General features: G+C 47.9%; 17 protein-coding genes. 5 read left to right on the top strand and 12 right to left on the bottom strand.

Annotation, left to right across the window (positions count from 1 at the left end; genetic code table 11):
• Positions 1–174: 174 nt before the first annotated feature.
• On the bottom strand, positions 175–420 hold the full coding sequence (locus tag D082_RS09345) for a hypothetical protein (RefSeq protein WP_038530638.1): 246 nt from the start codon (positions 418–420) through the stop codon (positions 175–177).
• A 91-nt stretch (positions 421–511) separates the two neighbouring features.
• On the opposite strand from D082_RS09345, the gene D082_RS09340 reads away from it, so the two are divergent.
• Positions 512–2530, top strand: coding sequence for an Rne/Rng family ribonuclease (locus D082_RS09340; RefSeq protein ID WP_028947926.1), 2019 nt, complete (start codon positions 512–514; stop codon positions 2528–2530).
• A gap of 83 nt (positions 2531–2613) precedes the next feature.
• Positions 2614–3213, top strand: coding sequence for a ribonuclease HII (locus tag D082_RS09335; RefSeq protein WP_028947927.1), 600 nt, complete (start codon positions 2614–2616; stop codon positions 3211–3213).
• On the opposite strand, the gene D082_RS09330 is transcribed toward D082_RS09335, so the two are convergent.
• From D082_RS09330 to D082_RS09295, 9 genes are all read right to left on the bottom strand, one after another.
• Positions 3199–4833 (bottom strand): CocE/NonD family hydrolase, encoded by a 1635-nt coding sequence (locus tag D082_RS09330; RefSeq protein ID WP_238546675.1) that lies wholly within the window; start codon positions 4831–4833, stop codon positions 3199–3201. The two genes, D082_RS09335 and D082_RS09330, sit on opposite strands and share 15 nt — an antisense overlap.
• Before the next feature lie 5 nt (positions 4834–4838).
• A complete protein-coding gene (locus D082_RS09325; protein ID WP_028947929.1) occupies positions 4839–5174 on the bottom strand; it encodes a hypothetical protein in 336 nt (111 codons plus the stop codon).
• A gap of 202 nt (positions 5175–5376) precedes the next feature.
• Entirely contained in the window at positions 5377–8280 is a 2904-nt protein-coding gene (locus tag D082_RS09320) for a hybrid sensor histidine kinase/response regulator (protein ID WP_238546674.1), read from the bottom strand.
• A complete protein-coding gene (locus D082_RS09315) occupies positions 8268–9458 on the bottom strand; it encodes an EAL domain-containing protein (protein WP_238546673.1) in 1191 nt (396 codons plus the stop codon). Before D082_RS09315 ends, D082_RS09320 begins: the two co-directional genes overlap by 13 nt.
• A gap of 183 nt (positions 9459–9641) precedes the next feature.
• Positions 9642–9773 (bottom strand): hypothetical protein, encoded by a 132-nt coding sequence (locus D082_RS19420; RefSeq protein ID WP_144428759.1) that lies wholly within the window; start codon positions 9771–9773, stop codon positions 9642–9644.
• A complete protein-coding gene (locus D082_RS09310) occupies positions 9754–9993 on the bottom strand; it encodes a hypothetical protein (protein WP_028947931.1) in 240 nt (79 codons plus the stop codon). The genes D082_RS19420 and D082_RS09310 overlap by 20 nt, the downstream gene beginning before the upstream one ends.
• A complete protein-coding gene (locus D082_RS09305; RefSeq protein WP_028947932.1) occupies positions 9990–10514 on the bottom strand; it encodes an ATP-binding protein in 525 nt (174 codons plus the stop codon). The genes D082_RS09310 and D082_RS09305 overlap by 4 nt, the downstream gene beginning before the upstream one ends.
• Before the next feature lie 223 nt (positions 10515–10737).
• Positions 10738–11640, bottom strand: a complete 903-nt coding sequence (locus tag D082_RS09300) for a fructose bisphosphate aldolase (RefSeq protein ID WP_028947933.1) — start codon at positions 11638–11640, stop codon at positions 10738–10740.
• Positions 11641–11725: 85 nt separating this feature from the next.
• On the bottom strand, positions 11726–12709 hold the full coding sequence (locus tag D082_RS09295) for an aldo/keto reductase (RefSeq protein WP_028947934.1): 984 nt from the start codon (positions 12707–12709) through the stop codon (positions 11726–11728).
• 477 nt (positions 12710–13186) lie between these two features.
• Here D082_RS09295 and D082_RS09290 point away from each other — a divergent pair, with 477 nt between their 5' ends.
• Complete coding sequence (locus D082_RS09290) at positions 13187–13741, top strand: hypothetical protein (RefSeq protein WP_028947935.1); 555 nt, start codon at positions 13187–13189, stop codon at positions 13739–13741.
• 399 nt (positions 13742–14140) lie between these two features.
• On the opposite strand, the gene D082_RS09285 is transcribed toward D082_RS09290, so the two are convergent.
• Entirely contained in the window at positions 14141–14584 is a 444-nt protein-coding gene (locus tag D082_RS09285) for an SRPBCC family protein (protein ID WP_028947936.1), read from the bottom strand.
• A gap of 25 nt (positions 14585–14609) precedes the next feature.
• Positions 14610–16079 carry a 9,9'-di-cis-zeta-carotene desaturase gene (gene zds / locus D082_RS09280; RefSeq protein ID WP_028947937.1) on the bottom strand — a complete coding sequence of 490 codons (1470 nt, stop codon included), beginning with the start codon at positions 16077–16079 and terminating at the stop codon, positions 14610–14612.
• A 160-nt stretch (positions 16080–16239) separates the two neighbouring features.
• Between zds and D082_RS09275 the strand changes: the two genes are divergently transcribed.
• Both D082_RS09275 and D082_RS09270 read left to right on the top strand, forming a co-directional pair.
• Positions 16240–17811 (top strand): pitrilysin family protein, encoded by a 1572-nt coding sequence (locus tag D082_RS09275; protein ID WP_028947938.1) that lies wholly within the window; start codon positions 16240–16242, stop codon positions 17809–17811.
• Positions 17812–18468, top strand: coding sequence for a cobalt-precorrin-8X methylmutase (locus D082_RS09270; RefSeq protein ID WP_028947939.1), 657 nt, complete (start codon positions 17812–17814; stop codon positions 18466–18468).
• The last annotated feature ends 66 nt before the right edge of the window (positions 18469–18534 follow it).

The following is an 18534-nucleotide window of genomic DNA, read 5'->3' as shown; positions in this document are numbered from 1 at the left end:
GCCTAACAGAATTGTTGGCCTTGATCCAGGGATAACCAGCACAAGTTATGCCCCTGTAGTGAATCGCCGTAAGCAACCCCCGATTCTTCTTTTCTAATCGTTACCGGTTGTCGTTCTTGCGGTGTAGAAAAACAGATAGTTTTTTCCGTCTTAAACTGCCTCCAATACCCTTGCCTATCTATTTCCCCCGTCCGTGCGATGGGCGGTTGTCCCCTGGGGATGTCCCTGGGAATATCTACGGATTTTTCCAGCAAGTTGACCGTATTTATGCCACTCAAAAAGTCCCTGTTTGTTTAAACCTTGTCGGGAAGCAATGGTGGCCAAAACGCCAGTCACAGCATGGCAAAGGAGATGATGGGAATAGCCCACTGGGCCAAGGGTTAGGTTGACCCTAGAGAGGAAAATATTCAGTTCACCCAATGTCCAACATTACAACATTTTTCCATAGGCTATTTTCCCCCTGTCCCCAATGCTGGGCTGGTTTTGGGATGGCCTTTTGAGGGATATATTTATGCCAAAACAAATTGTCATTGCTGAGAAACATCAGGTTGCTGCTGTTTTTTGGAAGGATCAAATTCAAGAATTGGTGGTGTCTACGGGCAGCCAACAGGTGGGAGATATTTATTTAGGCTTAGTTGACAATATTCTGCCCAGCATTGACGCCGCTTTTATCAACATTGGGGATACGGAAAAAAATGGCTTTATCCACGTTAGCGACCTAGGCCCCATCAGACTAAGGCGCACCTCTGCGTCCATCACTGAACTACTTGCCCCCCAACAGAGGGTTTTGGTGCAGGTAATGAAGGAGCCCACGGGCAACAAAGGCCCACGCTTGACTGGCAACATCAGCATGCCGGGGCGTTACATTGTCCTAATGCCCCATGGCCGAGGGGTTAACCTTTCCCGGCGGATAAATCGAGAAGAGGAGCGCAGTCGGTTACGGGCTTTGGCGGTGTTGATTAAGCCCCCAGGCATGGGATTACTGGTACGTACGGAAGCAGAGGATGTGCCGGAAGACGCCATCATCGAGGATTTGGAAAATCTGCAAAGGCAGTGGGAATTGGTGCAACAGCAGGCAATGACCCGTAGTGCTCCCATGTTATTGGACCGGGATGACGATTTCATCAAACGGGTGTTGCGGGATATGTATTCCAGCGAAGTGAATCGCATTGTAGTGGACACTCCGGCGGGGATGAAACGGGTCAAACAACAGTTAATGAATTGGGACCAAGGTCGTTTGCCAGAGGGGGTGCTAATTGATTGTCACCGGGAAGCCCTCAGCATTCTGGAGTATTTCCGGGTCAATGCCACCATTCGGGAAGCCCTCAAACCGAGGGTTGACTTACCTTCGGGAGGCTATGTGATCATTGAGCCCACGGAGGCCTTGACAGTGATCGACGTTAACTCCGGTTCCTTTACCCATTCGGCCAATTCCCGGGAAACGGTACTGTGGACTAACTATGAAGCGGCGACGGAAATTGCTCGCCAGTTAAAACTGAGAAATATTGGTGGGGTAGTCATTGTTGATTTCATTGACATGGATTCCCATAAGGATCAACTGCAACTTTTGGAACATTTCAATCGTTGTCTAGAGTCGGACAAGGCTCGGCCTCAAATTGCCCAACTGACAGAGTTGGGGCTGGTGGAGTTGACCCGTAAGCGCCAGGGACAGAATTTGTATGAATTATTTGGGCAAACCTGTCCCGAATGTGGAGGCCTGGGGCATTTGGTAGAACTGCCCGGGGAAAAGGGTTTTGTTTCCCTAGCCCCCACTGCCGTTAGCAGTAGTATTCCCCCCAGGTTAGTGGAAAAACCGATTCTTTCCCCCCCCAGTCCCAAGGTCAGTGAAGCTCCGAAGAAAGAAGAGGCGAAAATATCCAGTCCCCTGGATTTACTTTTCCATCCTAACTATCAAGAGCAGGGCGATCGGGATGTTAACCGTCGTCGTCGCCGTCGTCGAGGTTCAGATTTTCCCGAGAAGGAAACAACTAAATCTTTGGGCACTTCCCGCAGTAAAGGGGCTTCCCCCACAGCCACTAAGGAGAAGCCCGCCACCATAGCCCCCCAACGCCGTGAGCGGCCAGCCCGTCGGGTGGAAAAACCGCTGGTTCCGTTGGATATCGCCATGACACCCTTGGAGCAGGATATCTATGCCCGCATGGGAATTTCTCCCTTAATTAAAACCGAGTACGCCGATCAGGACCCCCGGTCTTTTGTGGTGTCGGTGATCACTGCTGGAACTTCTTCCGGGGCAGAGGTCAATGGTAATGGCGGTCAGGTTGGTGCCTCGACACACTTACTGGATAATGGCAACGGCTCCCCAGATGAGGTGAAAACCGTTTTAACGGAAGTTGAAACAGCAAGCGTCGAGGAACAAGGCAAAGAAACTAACGAAACTATGGATCAAGAAAAAGGTGATCTGCCCATCTCGATTGATGATACGCAATCTTCTCCGAAGGCGGAAGTGTCTGTACCTGTGGAAACAAAAAAACGTCCTGGCCGAAGACGGCGGCGTTCCTCGGCGGAGTAGATATTAACTTGATTTTCCATTCGACTTGCTATGACGATCGCCAGTGGTGGCAGGAGAACTGGGAACTATCCGGCGATCGCCTGGTGGCGGGGGTGGATGAAGTGGGGCGGGGTGCCCTATTTGGCCCGGTGGTGGCGGCGGCGGTGCTAGCTCCCATTGGCACCATAGAACAACTACGGGCTTTGGGGGTAAGAGATAGTAAAAAACTTTCCTCCAACCGTCGTTGGGATTTGGCCCGGGAATTGCCTGAATATTTGCACCGTTATGCCATTAGCTTTGCCGATGTACCCACCATTGAGCGCATTAATATCCGCCAAGCCAGTTTATTAGCTATGGAAAGGGCAGTGGCAAAACTACCCCTTGCCCCGGATTACCTGTTGGTGGATGGACGGGATATTTTACCTAGGTACGCCTTCCCACAAATGGCCATCACCGCAGGGGATAACCATTCGGTGCTCATTGGTGCCGCCAGCATCCTTGCTAAGGTTTGGCGGGATGACCTAATTACCCGCTTAGCGGCACGTTTTCCCGGCTACGATTTGGCTCAAAACAAGGGTTATGGCACCGTTAAACATCGCCAGGGATTAAAAACGTTGGGAAAAACCCCCCTCCATCGTCAGCTTTTTTGTCGCAAAATTGTTGGCGATCTGAACAGTTTTCCACCTCTGTTAAAGGGTGGGTAAACGTAGATAATTATTTACGTTGCCATTGTTAACTAAAGCTACCGTGATAATTTGTTGGTCTATTAGCCTAGTAAAAATTGCCTTTTCTCCCGTGCCAGGGTTAACAGCATAGGCAGGAAAACTTGCCCCAGCTAAACTAATTCGCAGGCGATCGCCAGGGGACAATGTTACACAAATTGCCTGGAGAAAAATTTCCAAATTAGCTTTTTGCTCGCAGCTAGTACAGTAACCATGGCTTAGGGCAAAAACTTCCCCGGTATTAGTAACTTGAGCTAGACTAACCGCCACATCGAAGCTAAGGCGATCGGATTCCACCGTAAGGAAAATTTTGGGAACACCGCAGATAGTTAAATTCTCGGTTAAAGGCTCAGAGGTGTAGGTGACCACATCACTGCGATCATCCACTTGACTGCGTTCCTTCATTCCTTGGGGATAGCCGCTGTGACCTCCAAAACTGGTTACTGGCCGCCAGGGGTCGTGCACCCACACATCGTTAACTACCTCTGTTAACTTTTCCTGGGCCGGAACTTCTGGGGTTAAAGCACTACCCTGGGTGGTGCCTAAACCGGAACATTGCAAAAACCAGCTTTGTTGGGTGGAAGGCCAATCGGTTAAGTACCGCCATTGTTTGATGCCTAGATCGAATAACTCTAAACTAGCCGAATCAAAGTGAGGCCCTTGGCCTTTGAGGAAATGATCAAACCAGGCCAGTTGCAACCTATCCATCGCACTGATAGCGGAGTCACCATAATTTTGTTCCCCGGCCCCACTGCCCCAGGGAAAATGACCCCAGGGCCCCACCACCAATTTTTGCTTAATACCATGTTTTTTCAATGCTTGATATAAACGCAAATTGCCCCGTAGATGGGGGTCAAACCAGCCACCAATTTGCAACACGGGAATATCAACTTTTTCCCTAATTTGCCATCGCTTATCCGGCGATCGCCACTGCCAATAATCTGCTTCTGGCGGTTGACTAATCCATTGATGGTAAAAAGAATCCGGGGCCAACTCCCCCAGGCGATCGGGAATAGCTGGTTGGACATCAGAAAAATCGTAACTTCTTGCTAGGCGCATTAATTGTTGAAAAGTTGCCCCATCTCTCCGATGTTTAGCTGAATCTGCCGCCAACTGTAGGGCCCAGCCAAGATTATTTTGCAGACAAAACGCCCCATTCTCGTAGGCCCAATCCTGGTACAAGTCCCAGGCGATCATGGCCGGACAAATGGTTTTCAGACAGGGATGGTGGTTGGCCGCCGCGTAAAGTTGGGTCATACCCTGGTAGGAAAAGCCGTACATGGCCACGGAGCCGTCGCATTGGGGCAATTGGCTCACCCAATCAAGGCAGTCCTTCCCGTCTTCCACCTCACGGGCAAATAGGTCAAACTCTCCCTCCGAACTGCCCCGACCCCGCACATCTTGGATAACCACCAAATAACCCTGGGAAGCGTACCAATGGGGATGGGCGTACACCAGGGTTGAAGCCAAACGGCGGCCATAGGGTTGCCGCATCAACAGGGCCGGCCATGGTCCACCGGAGTTGGGATAGTACAGATCACTATCTAAGCGGACCCCATCCCTGGTGACCATAGATTGGCAAATGGGTTGGATGGCACTCAAAGTAATTAGAGCAGGGCCTCAAACTGTTGACGAAGAACTTGGGTATTTGCTACCCGGGCCACCAGTAGAGTCGCTTCACTAAAGCTGGCCATTTCCCGTCGCCAGGCTTGGATATTGGGTTCGTGGTGTAGCCAAAAATTGACCATGGTTTTTACCACTGCGTCCCAGTCCCAATCAGGTTTTTCGGGAATTAATTCCGTGGCTTGAATTAGACCGTCCAAAGTGCATTCGGGACTGCCCAGGTAAGCCATACTGCGGCGGGGATTATTTTCTACCTCTTGTTGATAGTTAAAAAAGGTGAAAACCGGTGTTACCCCCAAAATATCAAAGGTATAGTGCATAACAAAAATTTCGCCTCGTGGCAACAACAACAACAATGCCAAAGCTCCCAGAGTTATGGGTCTTGGCCAAAACAGGGACTTTCCCCCAAGGGGACTGGGAAATCTAGACTACCCAAGTCCAATTTTGTTGCCCTCAATGGTAACGCGAATTTTTTTTGCTGGGGTTGACAGGACTGCCATCTATTACCTTCACGCAGGGCGCTTAGTTCCTGTCTCTCCTCTGAGGTAAATTCTGTTGGTCAATTTTTGGCTGTGACTTTGATGGGAAGATCTCAAAGTCCTGACTGGATGAAGAATCGCCGTAAGTGGTTGCGTCCAGGTCTTTATCCAGCACCCGTCGCACCTTAGTTGCTAATTCTAAACGATTATAGGGTTTACTTAGCAGATCCACCCCTGGATCAAGGCGACCATGGTGAATGATGGCGTTCTCGGTGTAGCCAGAGGTAAATAAAACCTTGAGTTTAGGGTATATTGCCCGGGACTGATCAGCCAATTCGCGCCCGTTCATGCCGCCGGGCATAATGATGTCGGTGAGCAGAAGCTTAACATCGCTATGGACGCTCAGAGCTTTTAGCGCATCGGGGCCAGATGTGACGGCTGTGACTCGATACCCTAGGGAACGTAACTGACCCTCAAGATGCTTCAGTACAAGGTCGTCGTCCTCGGCAATCAGGATATGCTCCGTGCCACCTTCTGGAAATAATTCCTTCACCGGTTGATAATTTATTTGCTGAGCGCTACCCGCCCGAGGAAAGTAGAGTTTGACCGATGTACCTTCACCGGGTTCAGAATAAATTTTTATATGGCCGCCGGATTGCTTAGTAAAACCAAAGACCATGCTTAAACCAAGGCCACTGCCCTTGCCCACGGCTTTAGTGGTGAAAAAAGGTTCAAAGGCCTGACTTACCGTATCTTCGTCCATGCCAATGCCGGTATCTGAAACACAAATCATTACATACTCACCCGGTATCACTTCAGAGTGGCGATCGGCGTAATCCCTATCTAGCACCGCAGTGGAGGTTTCAATGGTTAACTTGCCACCATCTTGCATGGCATCCCGGGCATTGACGACCAGATTCAACAATGCCGTTTCCAGTTCCCCAGCGTCGATCTCGGTGATACCTAGGTCAGGGTCGGGGATAAATTCAAGTTCAATATTTTCAGGCAGGGTTCGACGAATAAGTCCCCACATCGCCTCCACCAACTGATTAACATCGGTCACTTTGGGATCAAGGGGTTGGCGGCGGGCAAATGCCAGCAAATGGCGGGTTAATTCGGCACCACGCTTAGAGGCGGACAATGTCATTTCGGCCATACTTTGTAGGTTTGGATCTGTCACCAGTTCTGACAACATTTCGGCGTTCCCCAGAATAATCGTCAATAAATTGTTGAAATCATGGGCCACCCCCCCAGTCAGGTGCCCTACCGCTTCGAGTTTTTGAGATTCCCGTAACCTCTGTTCCATTGCCATGCGCTCAGTAACATCCAGCAGACTACCCACCATACGGGTTGCTTTGCCTTGTCCATCACGGGTTACAAAACCACGGTCTATGACGTTCGCATACTGGCCGTCGCTTCTAATAAAACGGTAATCGCTTTGCCAGTAATTATCTTCACCGTCGATAACTTGGTGGATACTCTGGAGAACACGCTCTCGGTCATCGGGATGAATGCGGAGGGTCCAGGATTCTGGCCCAGGCTCAAGACTCGATAAAGAATACCCAAATACATCCGTCATGGAGTCATTCCACCAGACTTGATTGGTGGCAAAATTCCAGTCCCAGATCACATCATTGGTGGCTTTGGATATTAACTGAAAACGTTCCTGGGCCTCGCGTAAGGTCGAAATATCCTGAAATGCGCCCTGCACAACAATCACTTTGCCTTGGGTATCCCGTTCGGCCTCGCCAATGGCCCGTATCCAAGGTCTTCGCCCGTCAGGTGTTTGAAGTTGACAGATGACATCAAAAGCCTCACCCTGCTGAACACAACGTTCAAAAGCTCCCATAATCAATTCACGAAATTCGGGCACATAAAACTGAACTGCTGTGGCAACATCGGGGGGGGAGTAACCGGCTGGCATACCGTGAATCGCCGCAGTCTCCGACGTCCAAGTGACCACCAGGGGATCGAGTTCGACCCGCCAGCCCCCTAGCCGGGCTTTCTCACCAGCTAGACGTAATAGGTATTCTGCCTGGGTAAGTTTGTCGCGATTTCTTATAAACGAGGTAATATCCTGAACGCAACCAACAACGATTTCCCCGTCCGGTGTTAAATGAAATTCACCAACCCCTTTAACATACCTAACATCGCCATCACGGGTGATTACACGGTGCTCAAAAGCAATTTGGGGAGCATGTTCTTCTATAAAGGACTGATAAATTGCAATGGATGCTTCTCGATCATCCGGGTGGACCATGGCAAAATATTCTTCAACATTCAGTGCTTTTTGAGTAGGGGCTACATCGTATATGTCAAATACCTGCCTAGACCAATTCAGACTGCCAGTCTGGGGGTTATATTCCCAAGTACCAAGATTGAGCATCCTCTCCGCAGTGCGAATGCGAGCTTCATGCTCCTGCAATTTTGATAAAGTCTGTTTTAGTTCGTTTGCCTGCAAAATAATATCCTGAAGAGCAATGCGGCTTTTGCTGTCCGTGCTTTCTGTAAGGATAGAAAAACTATTTTCATGAACGATCGCCGTCACATCTTCCACCTTGTGCATAATAAACTCGACCATTCCGAATTCATCCAACACAGGACTGTTTACCAGACTCCAAAATCTTTCTTCAAACGCACCACTGGGTAAGCGTATGGGATAACGTTGTATGGTCATTACATCGGCCGCTTTCAGCGATACAACCCGCTGGAGGGAGGCAAATAAGCTATTGACCCCATCTGCCTTAGGGTCATCAGGATCGTCGGGAAATACCTCAAATAGGGTCTTGCCGACAATATCACTTTCATTGGTGACCGTTGCCTTAAGATATTCGTCCGTGACGGCAATGATCTCAAACCTGTCCGGTTCAAGTACGAGAATTTTACCCGGTGATGCTTTGAAGAGTCTTTTGTATAGAGACTCCATGGGTTGATTCAACATGTCCATTTTTGCGGTACTCCATTCCAATCCTTGATGGCAACAGGAGCCATGGGCCGGCCAATAAAATATCCTTGGGCTTCGTCGCATTCAAGCTCCCGCAATAGGCCCAGAGCAGAGGCCTCTTCCACCCCCTCCGCCACTACGTTCAAACCCATGGACTTCCCAAGACCAACCACAGCGGTGACAATTTTCCGGGACTCTTGGGATCTAGAAAGGGTTTTGACAAACATTTGGTCAACTTTCAATTCTGAAAAAGGTAACCGTGCCAGTTGGACAAGGGAGGAGTAGCCGACACCAAAATCATCAATAGACAACTGAAACCCATGGATGCGAAACTGCGTTAAGTGCTCTAATAATGCTAGCGGATTGTCCATACTGGCTGTTTCTGTGACTTCCAGGATAATTTGTGATGGCTTAACACTGTGCTCGCGGCATTTATTCCTTAACCAGTGGGGAAAGTTTGTGTCCTTTAAATTAATTGGCGAAAGGTTTAACGCATATTTCAATGGAGATGCATGGTTACGCAGGGGCAAGTTAGCTAAGGCGTAATCATAAACTTGCCTGGTCAGCATATCAATCAGCCCGGTCTGCTCAGCCAAACCAATGAATTGATCCGGAGGTACCATGGTGCCGTTCTGTTGAGGCCAGCGAGCTAGGCATTCAAATCCCACCAGTTCACCGGTCAGACAGGAAATTTTGGGCTGAAAGTGGGCGATAAAAGCTGAAGCTTTTAGTGCATCGCTGATTTGCTCATGGGAAACAGGAGGAGTTGGGGATCTCCGGATTGAATGAGTTTCATGGGTATCCGTTGCCAACAACTCCAAAAGTTGAGCACGGGAGAAGGGCTTGGACAGGGTACCCAAAAGCCGCAGTCCGTTTTCACTAACAGCTCTGGCGGAAGATTCTAATATGCGCCCTCCTAGGCCTGACATGATGATCACTGCCGCTTTGCACTCCATCTCGGCTAGTTTACGGATGACTTCTATGCCATCACGATCCGCTAGTCGTAAGTCCACCGCCACATAGGTCGGTGTCCAGGAGATTACTTTCTCTAGAAAAATGTCGGCATCATCAATATGGGCAGTGTCATAGTCTGCGGCTGCGGCCATCATGCAAATTGTGGCGGCGACATCGTTTTCATCGTCAAGGACCAACAAACGTCTTGGGATTTCTGTTTTATCCACCACAGCAACCTCCATATTTGCCGTTGATGTTGACATCGTCCGCCGTCCTATAAGGGAGAGGATTCCTAGACTCCACAATTTAAGGTTTCTGCTTCACAGCCAGTTTACTAGACTCTGCTACCACAGCCCTTGTCACCTCGACTCCACAGACGTTTTCAATTCCCTGTTGCCCACGGGGACAAATTACTTGAGCAGCGGCAATATCCCCGGTTTAACAGAGCTAAAATCAGGGTAATGGCGTATTTTAGCACTAAAGTTATTAGACACTCTAGCTCCACAATCAGGACATTGTTGGCTAGTCCCCCTGGGATCTATCTTGCTGTAGAATACCCCCCTTTGAAAACAAACCTAAAAATAGGATTTGATTAATAAATTGCTCCAAGCCAGTGTCAAGAGTGTGGTTGCTCAGCACTTCCTTGGCCATGAAGGGAAAGTCTAAGTCTTCCACAAACACGGAATCCCCCTGGTCGCAGAGTTGACGAGCCAGTTTGAAATGGCAATTTTTTATGAAATCCGCCGTAGCAGAATTCCTCATTGATTGATTTCTCGGTCAAAAGTATTGTCAACCAAGATATGCTCACAGGCTGGTGGTGGTTCTGACTCGTAATATCCTAAGTAGTCTTCCCAAGAGGCCAACTTGGCCATGTCCCTAGGATTATTCCGCTGTCTAATTCGGACTTCTCGAATCGAAGGTGGACAAAAGACATAATGAACTTCAACAGCAGTTCCAAAGCGAGTTGATAGCTTATTTGTCCAGTCTGGGTCTTTGATTTCTTTGGTAAAAGGCCCTGTTATGACCACATTATTCCAAGCTAGGTTGTCTTGGGCGATGTCAAACAGTTGCTCATAAATTGGGTTCCTAAAATGGGTCTTAAAATAAGAACTGTCTCGATCATTGGCATCTTTTCCTGACAGTTCAAGGGATAACTTCACAAGGCGTTCCGTTACCGTATCGATATCAAGGAAAGTAGCTTGCTTTAGTTTGGCTAGCTCTTTGCCATAGGAGGTTTTTCCAGCACCGGGACTCCCACAAACGATATACGCTGTTGTGATCATGGGGAAAATCTTGAGTTACCCAACTAAATGTACTTCTTTTTTTATTAATTCATCCTTTTTTTAAGTTTTTAAGTCAGACGAGAGGAAGGCAGGAGCCAATTTCACCTGTCACCTATAGCAAAAAGTGAGCTATTTAGGGCATTTTCAATTTTAAAACCCTTAATTTAGAGAGGTTTTCAGTGATTTTTAGTCCTAACTGTCCTGATCTTTGCCATACCACAGATTATGTGATCGATGCCTGATAGATTTTTTCAATGGATTTGTCCAACGTAGCATTGAACTCAGCATCATTTTGCTGGGCCGTCAGTCCCTCGGTCAAGGCTCGTGAAAAGCTTGCTATGACGCCGTGGTTCCTGCATAGACGTTCATTGGCTTCCGCTTGGGAGTAGCCCCCCGACAAAGCAACCACTCTCAAGACATTGGCCCGTTCGATGCAATCTGTATAGAAGTTGTCTTGCTCCGGCAGGGTGAGTTTGAGCATCACCCACTGTCCTTCGGCTAATTGGTCGAGATGTTTCAGAATGGCAGCCTTGAGTAGCGTTTCTGCCTGAGCTTTCTCTGGGCAGTGAATGTCCACCTCCGGTTCAATGATTGGCACCAGTCCGGCGGCAATGATTTGCTGGGCTAACTCGAATTGTTGGTTTACGATCGCCTCGATACCAGAGGCATTGGCCTGTTTGATAAACGACCGCATTTTGGTACCGAAGATGCCTTTTTTCCTGGCCTTAATCAGCAGCTCGTCAAGCTGAGGTATGGGCTTCATCAACTGGCTTCCATCCTTCTCTTCGGCCAGTCCCTTGTCTACTTTCAGAATCGGCACAATTTGTTTCTGCTTCCAAAGGTAGTTGGCCGTGGGCTGTCCCTCAACTTCCCGGTCCATGGTGTCCTCAAATAAGATTGCTGCCAAAATCCGCTCCCCAGTGAAGCCTGGACTAGTCATGATCCGGGTCCGCATTTCATGCACTAGTGCAAACATCTCGTCCTCACCAGAGTAGGTATCCGGTTCAATTCCGTAATGGGCCAACGCGACCGGTGTGCTACCTCCACTTTGATCCAAGGCGGCAATGAAACCAGGATGGGATTTCATTTTTTCCAGTTGTTCCTGGTTCAGTTTGAGAGTCATCACGCTTCCTTCCTTTTGCGGTAAGTTTCTCTAACATTTTAATGAGGAAATATCGTAGGTAAGACCGGGTTGTTTATGGCTCTCCAGTTCAGATTTCATCCCATAGATTCTGTAACGTATAGGGGCTCCCTGGTATTGTCCAAAATTCTCCTGACACGTAGCGATAATGACGGTCTAGTAGAGCAATTTTCGCCATTTGGGCATCGGTCAGGGTGATATCTGCCGCGTTCAAATTCTGTTGTAGTCGTTCAGGATTAACCGACTTCGGAATGGTCGGGGTTCCCCGTTGAATGGCCCAGGCTAAAAGGACTTGGGCTGCACTATATCCCTGTTCAGCCGCAATCCCATTAATCACTGGGTCAGTTAGTAATTTTGGTTCTGCTGCTTTCTGGAAAGCCGCCGGGCGATCGCCAGAGCCAAGGGGAGAATAACTCGTTAGTAAAATGTTTTGGGACTCAGCAAACGTCAGTAAATCTGATTGCTGGAGATAAGGGTGAAGCTCCACCTGATTGGCGGCGGGACGAATACGGGCCATGGACAGGACCATTTCTAACTTTTTCAGGCTGAAATTAGACACCCCAATATGGCGACAGAGTCCCAAATCAACTGCTTTCTCCAAGGCTTGCCATGTTCCTTCTAGGGAAGCTTGGGTAAATGGCAACAACTGATCACCGGATTCAGGAAACCCAACATCAGGTTGAATGACCACCGGCCAATGAATTAGATACAGATCCAAATAATCTAGACCCAAATCCTGCAACGTTTTTTCGAGAGCCGGTAAAACCCGATCGGGATGATGGGCATTGCTCCACAGCTTGGAGGTAATCCAGAGATCCTCTCGCTTTACCACACCCTTGGTGAAAGCCTTGGCTAAAGTGGCTCCAATTTCTTCTTCATTGCTGTAGATGGCGGCACAGTCAAAGTGGCGATATCCCAAGTCCAAAGCTTGCTCAACGGCTTGACCCACTACTTGGGGAGACGACTTCCAAGTTCCCAGACCTAGGGCAGGCATTTGATCCCCATTGCTCAAATGGAAATATTTCATTGAATTTATCCTATTGAAACTCTGCACGGTATCTAAATTTTCACTTATTTGGATAGCGTTTGGTGAAATTTCAAGCCCATTTCTTCTTTGGCCTAAGTTTAAGATGACTCTCTGCAAGATTTCTGGGTCTAGTTAAGTGATTAATGGAACCCAACATCCTCGTAAAATCGTGGGGTTAAATTTACACCTGAACTAGTTACTAAAGCAAAAGCTATCAATGCTATCATTTGTGTAATTGCCAAAAGCAATAGTTTACCGCAGATTTTTACGTATTATTACTATGAAGAGTGTTATAAGGAAAGCTTTGATATAGTAAATAATTATTCATGAGGTCGTATCGATGGGTTTAAAGCGTTGGTTTAAATACTTTACGTCTGTCAGAATTGAAATCAATATTATTCTTGCAGTTTGCCTGCTTAGTGTTGTGATTATCGAGTTTGTATTCTCGAATATTCCTGAGTTATTTACCGGAGGAACTAACATCACAAAAATCTTTGAAAGATTATGCCTATCTTATATATCAAGCTACGTCTTTTTTTTCTTGTGGTTCACATAAAAAATCAGAAAGATAGAGAGAATTTGTATCAATATATTGCCCAGAAGACTTATCGAATAATTGGTGATGCAAAAAATATAGTTAGAGCTTTTGCAAACAAAACAAACATTAATATAGAAGACGAATACCCTAGCTTATCTGATTTGCAAGAAATGTGTAAATTAATAAATCCTTATGATCAAGCACCTCTTATCTTAGGGCAACTGGGTAATTATGCTACCTGGCTGCAATATCTAAACTACTTCAGAATCAAAACTGAGGAAAACATTGCAAAAATTTACTTGAAAATACAGTTCTTGAATTCTGACTATTTAAAATTAGTTATTAAGATTGAAGATTGTAGTCATTTTTTTGCCATTAAAACCATAATTGACATGAAAATAAATAACACAGATTTATTATCATTTGCCAATGGATTACATCAGTATTTCAAGTGTGTCAAAGACTTAGAAGAGTATGCAGAACAAAATTTTAAAGACTATAAAGACATGGATCAAAAATAATTGCGGTAGCTTAATAATTTACTGACACACTGACCGTATTGAGATGGTCGATTGAGGAATAGAGATTGCTAGGGAAAAATGAAGTAGGTCGTTCAGCTAAAAACAATTTCAAGTCCGACTGACTACAGCCTCTCTTTTTGTGGGGTTTGGATTTGATGGCACCGGAGATTGCTACCATGCATTGAGGATGTAGATATAGTTGATTTAATTGAAAGTAAGACACTGACCGGAGCTAAAAGCCTCTTTGGTAAAGACCTTAGTCGTCTCAACCTTACTTTGATTGACTATAATTGCCAGGTTTTACTAGAAGTCAACGCTGATAGCCAATATTTAAAGCTGGTCTACAGCACCAAGACAAATTTCAACTCCTGTTGGTAACCCCGATTAAGAATCGCCGTTTTATGAAGCCTGCAACTTATTAATATATTCCCGGAAGCGTTCCAAGTCCGCTTGGATAGTAGATTCCACCACCCGACCGAGGAAAAGATTATCCATCAATAGCCCCAACCAACCCGGTACGCTATAGGCAATGGTAAGGCGGACAATGCTTTTGCCATGGCGATCATAAAAGCGCACTGCTCCCCGGTTGGGCAAACCATCCACCGATTCCCATTGGATAATTTGCTGGGTGATTAAATTAGTGATGCGGGACAGCCAGGTGAATTCCCAACCCCCAGTGGCGAGTTTCCAACGGGATAAATCAGGGTTGTCTTCCAGCACTGTGACGGAATCAATCCATTTCATCCAGCGGGGCATCTGCTCCAGGTCAGACCACAGTTGCCACACCAAGTCAATGGGGGCATCCACTTCCACTTGCACACTATGTTCTAACCAATTAGCCATGGGGTTTGATGGGATTTTAAAAAATCTATGGGAGGGAAGGGACAGGGATTTGTAAACGGGCCTGATTAGCAAAAATGGCCTGGGCCGCTTGGCGACCGGACAGGGTAGCTCCCTCCATACTATCGATGTAATCCTGTTGGGTGTAGCTACCGGCTAAAAAGAAGTTGGCGATCGGAGTTTCTTGGCTGGGACGGAATAAGTCCATGCCCGGCGCTTCCCGGTATAGGGATTGGGCTAATTTAACGACGCTGTACCAAGTCATATTCAAATCCGCCGCCGAGGGAAAGAGAGCTTTGACTTGTTTGAGCACCCGATAGGCGATCGCCTCGTTGGACTCTTTCATAAAGGGATCACCGGGGGTGAGCACTAATTGCAGGAGAGAGCCTTCCCCGGGTCGGTAATAATCGGCGGGACTAGTGAGGGCCAGGTCAGCAAAACAGGAAAATTCCGCATCGCTGGTATAGAGAAGGTTGTCCAGGCCAAAAGCTTGTTCTAACTGTTTACGTTTAGCGGGATCATTCATTTCCGTTACCCAACCGTCAAAGCGGAGTTGTACTGTGGCAACCGGAACAGTGTCCAGGTAATAAATTTTGTTAAAAAAGTCCCATTGGGTACGCCAGCTTTCCGGCAACAGATTTTTGATGCCCGGCACGTCACAGGCGGCCACATAGGCATCGGCGATCACAGTTTTGGTGTCAGAGCCATCATTAATCACTAAGCCCGTTATCCTGGTTTCCCCATCCGTAACTTTGGTCTTAATTTCCTTAACCTTGTGCCGGGTGTAAAACTTGGCTCCCCGTTTTTCCAAATATTCCTGAATCGGTTTATGCAAATATTCCTGGGGAGAGCCTTCCAACATCCGCAACACCGACGCTTCCGTGCGGGCGGCAAACAGTTGAAAAATGGTCAACATACAGCGGGCAGAAATATTTTCCGTATCAATAAAACCCAACGCATAGGCGATCGGGTCCCACATTTTTTTCAAACTGCCTTCGTTGCCTCCCTTGGCGAGGAACCATTCCGCAAAGCTAATTCTGTCCAAATCCCGGATGGTTTTCATGGCTCCGTCAAAGTCCACTAAGCCCCGCACAATGGGACTGGTGGCCAGGGCAATGGAGTTGGCGATTTTGTCTTTGGTATCCAGTTGGGACGTGGTGAAAAATGCTTTTAAACCGTTGAAGGGAGCGCCGGTAAAAAAACGAAAATCCAGTTCCCCAATGCGGCCTCCTTGGTTAATAAAGGTGTGGGTATGTTCCTTGAGGCGTAGATTTTGCTTGGCCCCCACCTTTTCCATCAAGGCAAAAAGATTGTAGTAACAGCCAAAGAAGACATGCAGACCCATTTCAATATGGTTGCCGTCGCCGTCTACCCAACTGCCCACTTTACCGCCGATGAAACTACGGGCTTCGTAAAGTTCCACTTCGTGCCCCGCGTCCACCAATTCCACAGCGGTGGCCATCCCCGCCAATCCTGCTCCCACAATTGCAACACGCATTTCCGCTTCACCCTCTGATTTGACTTTAACTGGCCCGCTAAGTTGGCACTGTTACAAATTTTAATGTTCGTTGAACCCTCCCGGCAAGCGCCCAGGTTATCAGCGTCGATGGTCTAAAGTGATTGCTAGAAGTAGTTTGTGTTGATCATTCATTTTCCCCATGCCCTTGTCTGTGTTGAGTTCTTTGTCCCGCTGTCTTGTAGCCACTGCTTTACTGCTGGCTCTCCATAGCCCCATACTGTTGCCCCAGCCGGCGATCGCCGCTGACTTGGCCCCGACTAATAACCGCAATAGCCAAACCCTTACTCCCTACCTCAACCAGGCGATCGAACGGGTAACGGAGTTTCAACTGGATAACGGCTTGAAATTTATTGTCATGGAAAATAAAGAGGCTCCGGTGGTGTCTTTTTACACCTACTTTGATGTGGGGGGAGTGGATGAGCCGGTGGGAAAAACGGGGGTGGCCCACTTTTTGGAGCACATGGCGTTTAAGGGCACAGAACGCATTGGCACTAAGGATTTTGCCCAGGAACAGTTATTGCTCGATCAGCTAGACCAGGTATTCGGAAAAATTACCCAAGCTAGGGCCAAGGGAGACAAGACAGCAGAGGCTAAGTTACAAGAGCAATTTGAGCAAATCCAACAGCAGGCCCAGGCGTTAGTCCAACAAAATGAATTTGGGCAAATTATCCAGATGGCCGGGGGGGTGGGTTTAAATGCGGCCACCAGCGCCGATGCTACTTTTTACTTTTACAGTTTGCCCGCCAATAAGCTCGAACTGTGGATGGCTTTGGAATCGGAACGATTTTTGGAGCCGGTGTTTCGGGAATTCTATCAAGAGCAGGAGGTAATCCTAGAAGAAAGGCGTATGCGGACAGAAAATAACCCCGTAGGGCAGATGGTAGAAGAATTTTTAGACACTGCTTTCACCAAACATCCCTACCGCCGCCCAGTGATTGGCTACGACGAAGATATCCGCAATCTTTCCCGCCAGGACGTGACGGATTTTTACGAGAAATATTACACCCCTGGTAACATGACCATTGCCATTGTGGGGGATGTGAATACCCAGGAAGTGAAAAGTTTGGCGCAGAAGTATTTTGGTCGTTTTCCCAAAAGCCCTCCCACGCCCCAGGTAACGGTGGTGGAGCCGCCTCAAATGGAACAGAAAGAAATTAATCTGACCTTACCTTCCCAACCTTGGTATTTCGAGGGGTACCACAGCCCCGCTTTTGATGATCCCGACAGTGCGGTGTTTGATGTGATGACCACCATTCTCAGCAGTGGGCGCACTTCCCGTTTGTACCAATCTTTGGTAGAAGAACAACAGTTGGCGCTGATGGCCCAGGGCTTTAACGGTTTTCCAGCGGATAAATTTCCCAATTTGTTGATGTTTTACGCCCAGAGTGCCCCCGGTCGCAGTTTAGATGAACTTAGCCAAGCGTTACATGGGGAAATTGAACGGCTAAAAACGGAGCCTGTGACCCCGGAAGAACTGGAACGGGCCCAAAATTTACTGCAAACTTCAGTTTTGCAATCCCTCAATTCCAATATGGGCATGGCCCAACTGTTAGTGAAATATAACGTCCGCACGGGGGATTGGCGCAATCTCTTTGCCCAACTGGAGGCGATCGCCGCTGTCACCCCAGAAGATATTCAACGGGTGGCTAAAGAAACTTTTCGCCCGGAAAACAGCACCATTGGTCGGATTTTGCCGGAGTCCAGCAACTAAATGACCCCCCTAGAACATCCCATTTTGCTCGAAAGCTTTGCCCACATCGATCGTTCTGTGGGGCCTCATAATTTATTTCCCCAGGAATACGCCATTGCCCGCCGGGTGATCCACAGCACAGCGGATTTTGATTTTTTGCATTTACTCCGTTTTGCCCCGGATTTACCCCAGGCTGAATTTGATCCAGATCTGCCGGAACATCAGGCGATCGCCAGGGGGATAGAGGGTTTACGCCAGGGCCAAACCATTGTGGTGGATGTGAATATGGTCAAACAGGGCATCCAAGGTTTAGTCCAGCGGACTTTTAACAACCCCATCCAAACGGCGATCGATTTTGCTCCCATCGCTGACCCCGGCAAGACCCGCACAGAAACCGGCATGAACCGCTGTATTGCCCAATTTCCCAACGCTATCTACGTTGTTGGTAATGCCCCCACTGCCTTGTTAACCCTCTGTCAGGCCATTTCTGAGAACAGGTCAAAACCGACCCTAGTAATCGGGGTTCCCGTAGGCTTCATCGGGGTTTTAGAGGCGAAAAAAGCATTATCGGTGCTCCCTTGTCCCCAAATTAGGGTGGAAGGCAATAAGGGTGGTTCCCCCGTGGCGGCGGGAATTGTTAATGCATTACTGATGTTGGCTTGGCAGAAATCTCGGTAAACAATTTCCTGTATTGCCGGGGTTTCAGTGAGTTGATGGATGGCAAAAACTAAAACCCTTCAAAAA

Origin of the sequence: Synechocystis sp. PCC 6714, assembly GCF_000478825.2 — a bacterium.
In the GTDB taxonomy this organism is placed as follows: Bacteria; Cyanobacteriota; Cyanobacteriia; order Cyanobacteriales; family Microcystaceae; genus Synechocystis.
This window is presented reverse-complemented; position numbering and strand designations above follow the sequence as displayed.

Bases quoted from the DNA above. Each gene is read 5' to 3' on its own strand.
- D082_RS09340 (WP_028947926.1), top strand. From the start codon at position 512: ATGCCAAAACAAATTGTCATTGCTGAGAAACATCAGGTTGCTGCTGTT.
- D082_RS09325 (WP_028947929.1), bottom strand. From the start codon at position 5,174: ATGCACTATACCTTTGATATTTTGGGGGTAACACCGGTTTTCACCTTT.
- D082_RS09320 (WP_238546674.1), bottom strand. From the start codon at position 8,280: ATGGACATGTTGAATCAACCCATGGAGTCTCTATACAAAAGACTCTTC.
- D082_RS09310 (WP_028947931.1), bottom strand. From the start codon at position 9,993: ATGAGGAATTCTGCTACGGCGGATTTCATAAAAAATTGCCATTTCAAA.
- D082_RS09305 (WP_028947932.1), bottom strand. From the start codon at position 10,514: ATGATCACAACAGCGTATATCGTTTGTGGGAGTCCCGGTGCTGGAAAA.
- D082_RS09290 (WP_028947935.1), top strand. From the start codon at position 13,187: ATGCCTATCTTATATATCAAGCTACGTCTTTTTTTTCTTGTGGTTCAC.
- D082_RS09285 (WP_028947936.1), bottom strand. From the start codon at position 14,584: ATGGCTAATTGGTTAGAACATAGTGTGCAAGTGGAAGTGGATGCCCCC.
- zds (WP_028947937.1), bottom strand. From the start codon at position 16,079: ATGCGTGTTGCAATTGTGGGAGCAGGATTGGCGGGGATGGCCACCGCT.
- D082_RS09275 (WP_028947938.1), top strand. From the start codon at position 16,240: ATGCCCTTGTCTGTGTTGAGTTCTTTGTCCCGCTGTCTTGTAGCCACT.
- D082_RS09270 (WP_028947939.1), top strand. From the start codon at position 17,812: ATGACCCCCCTAGAACATCCCATTTTGCTCGAAAGCTTTGCCCACATC.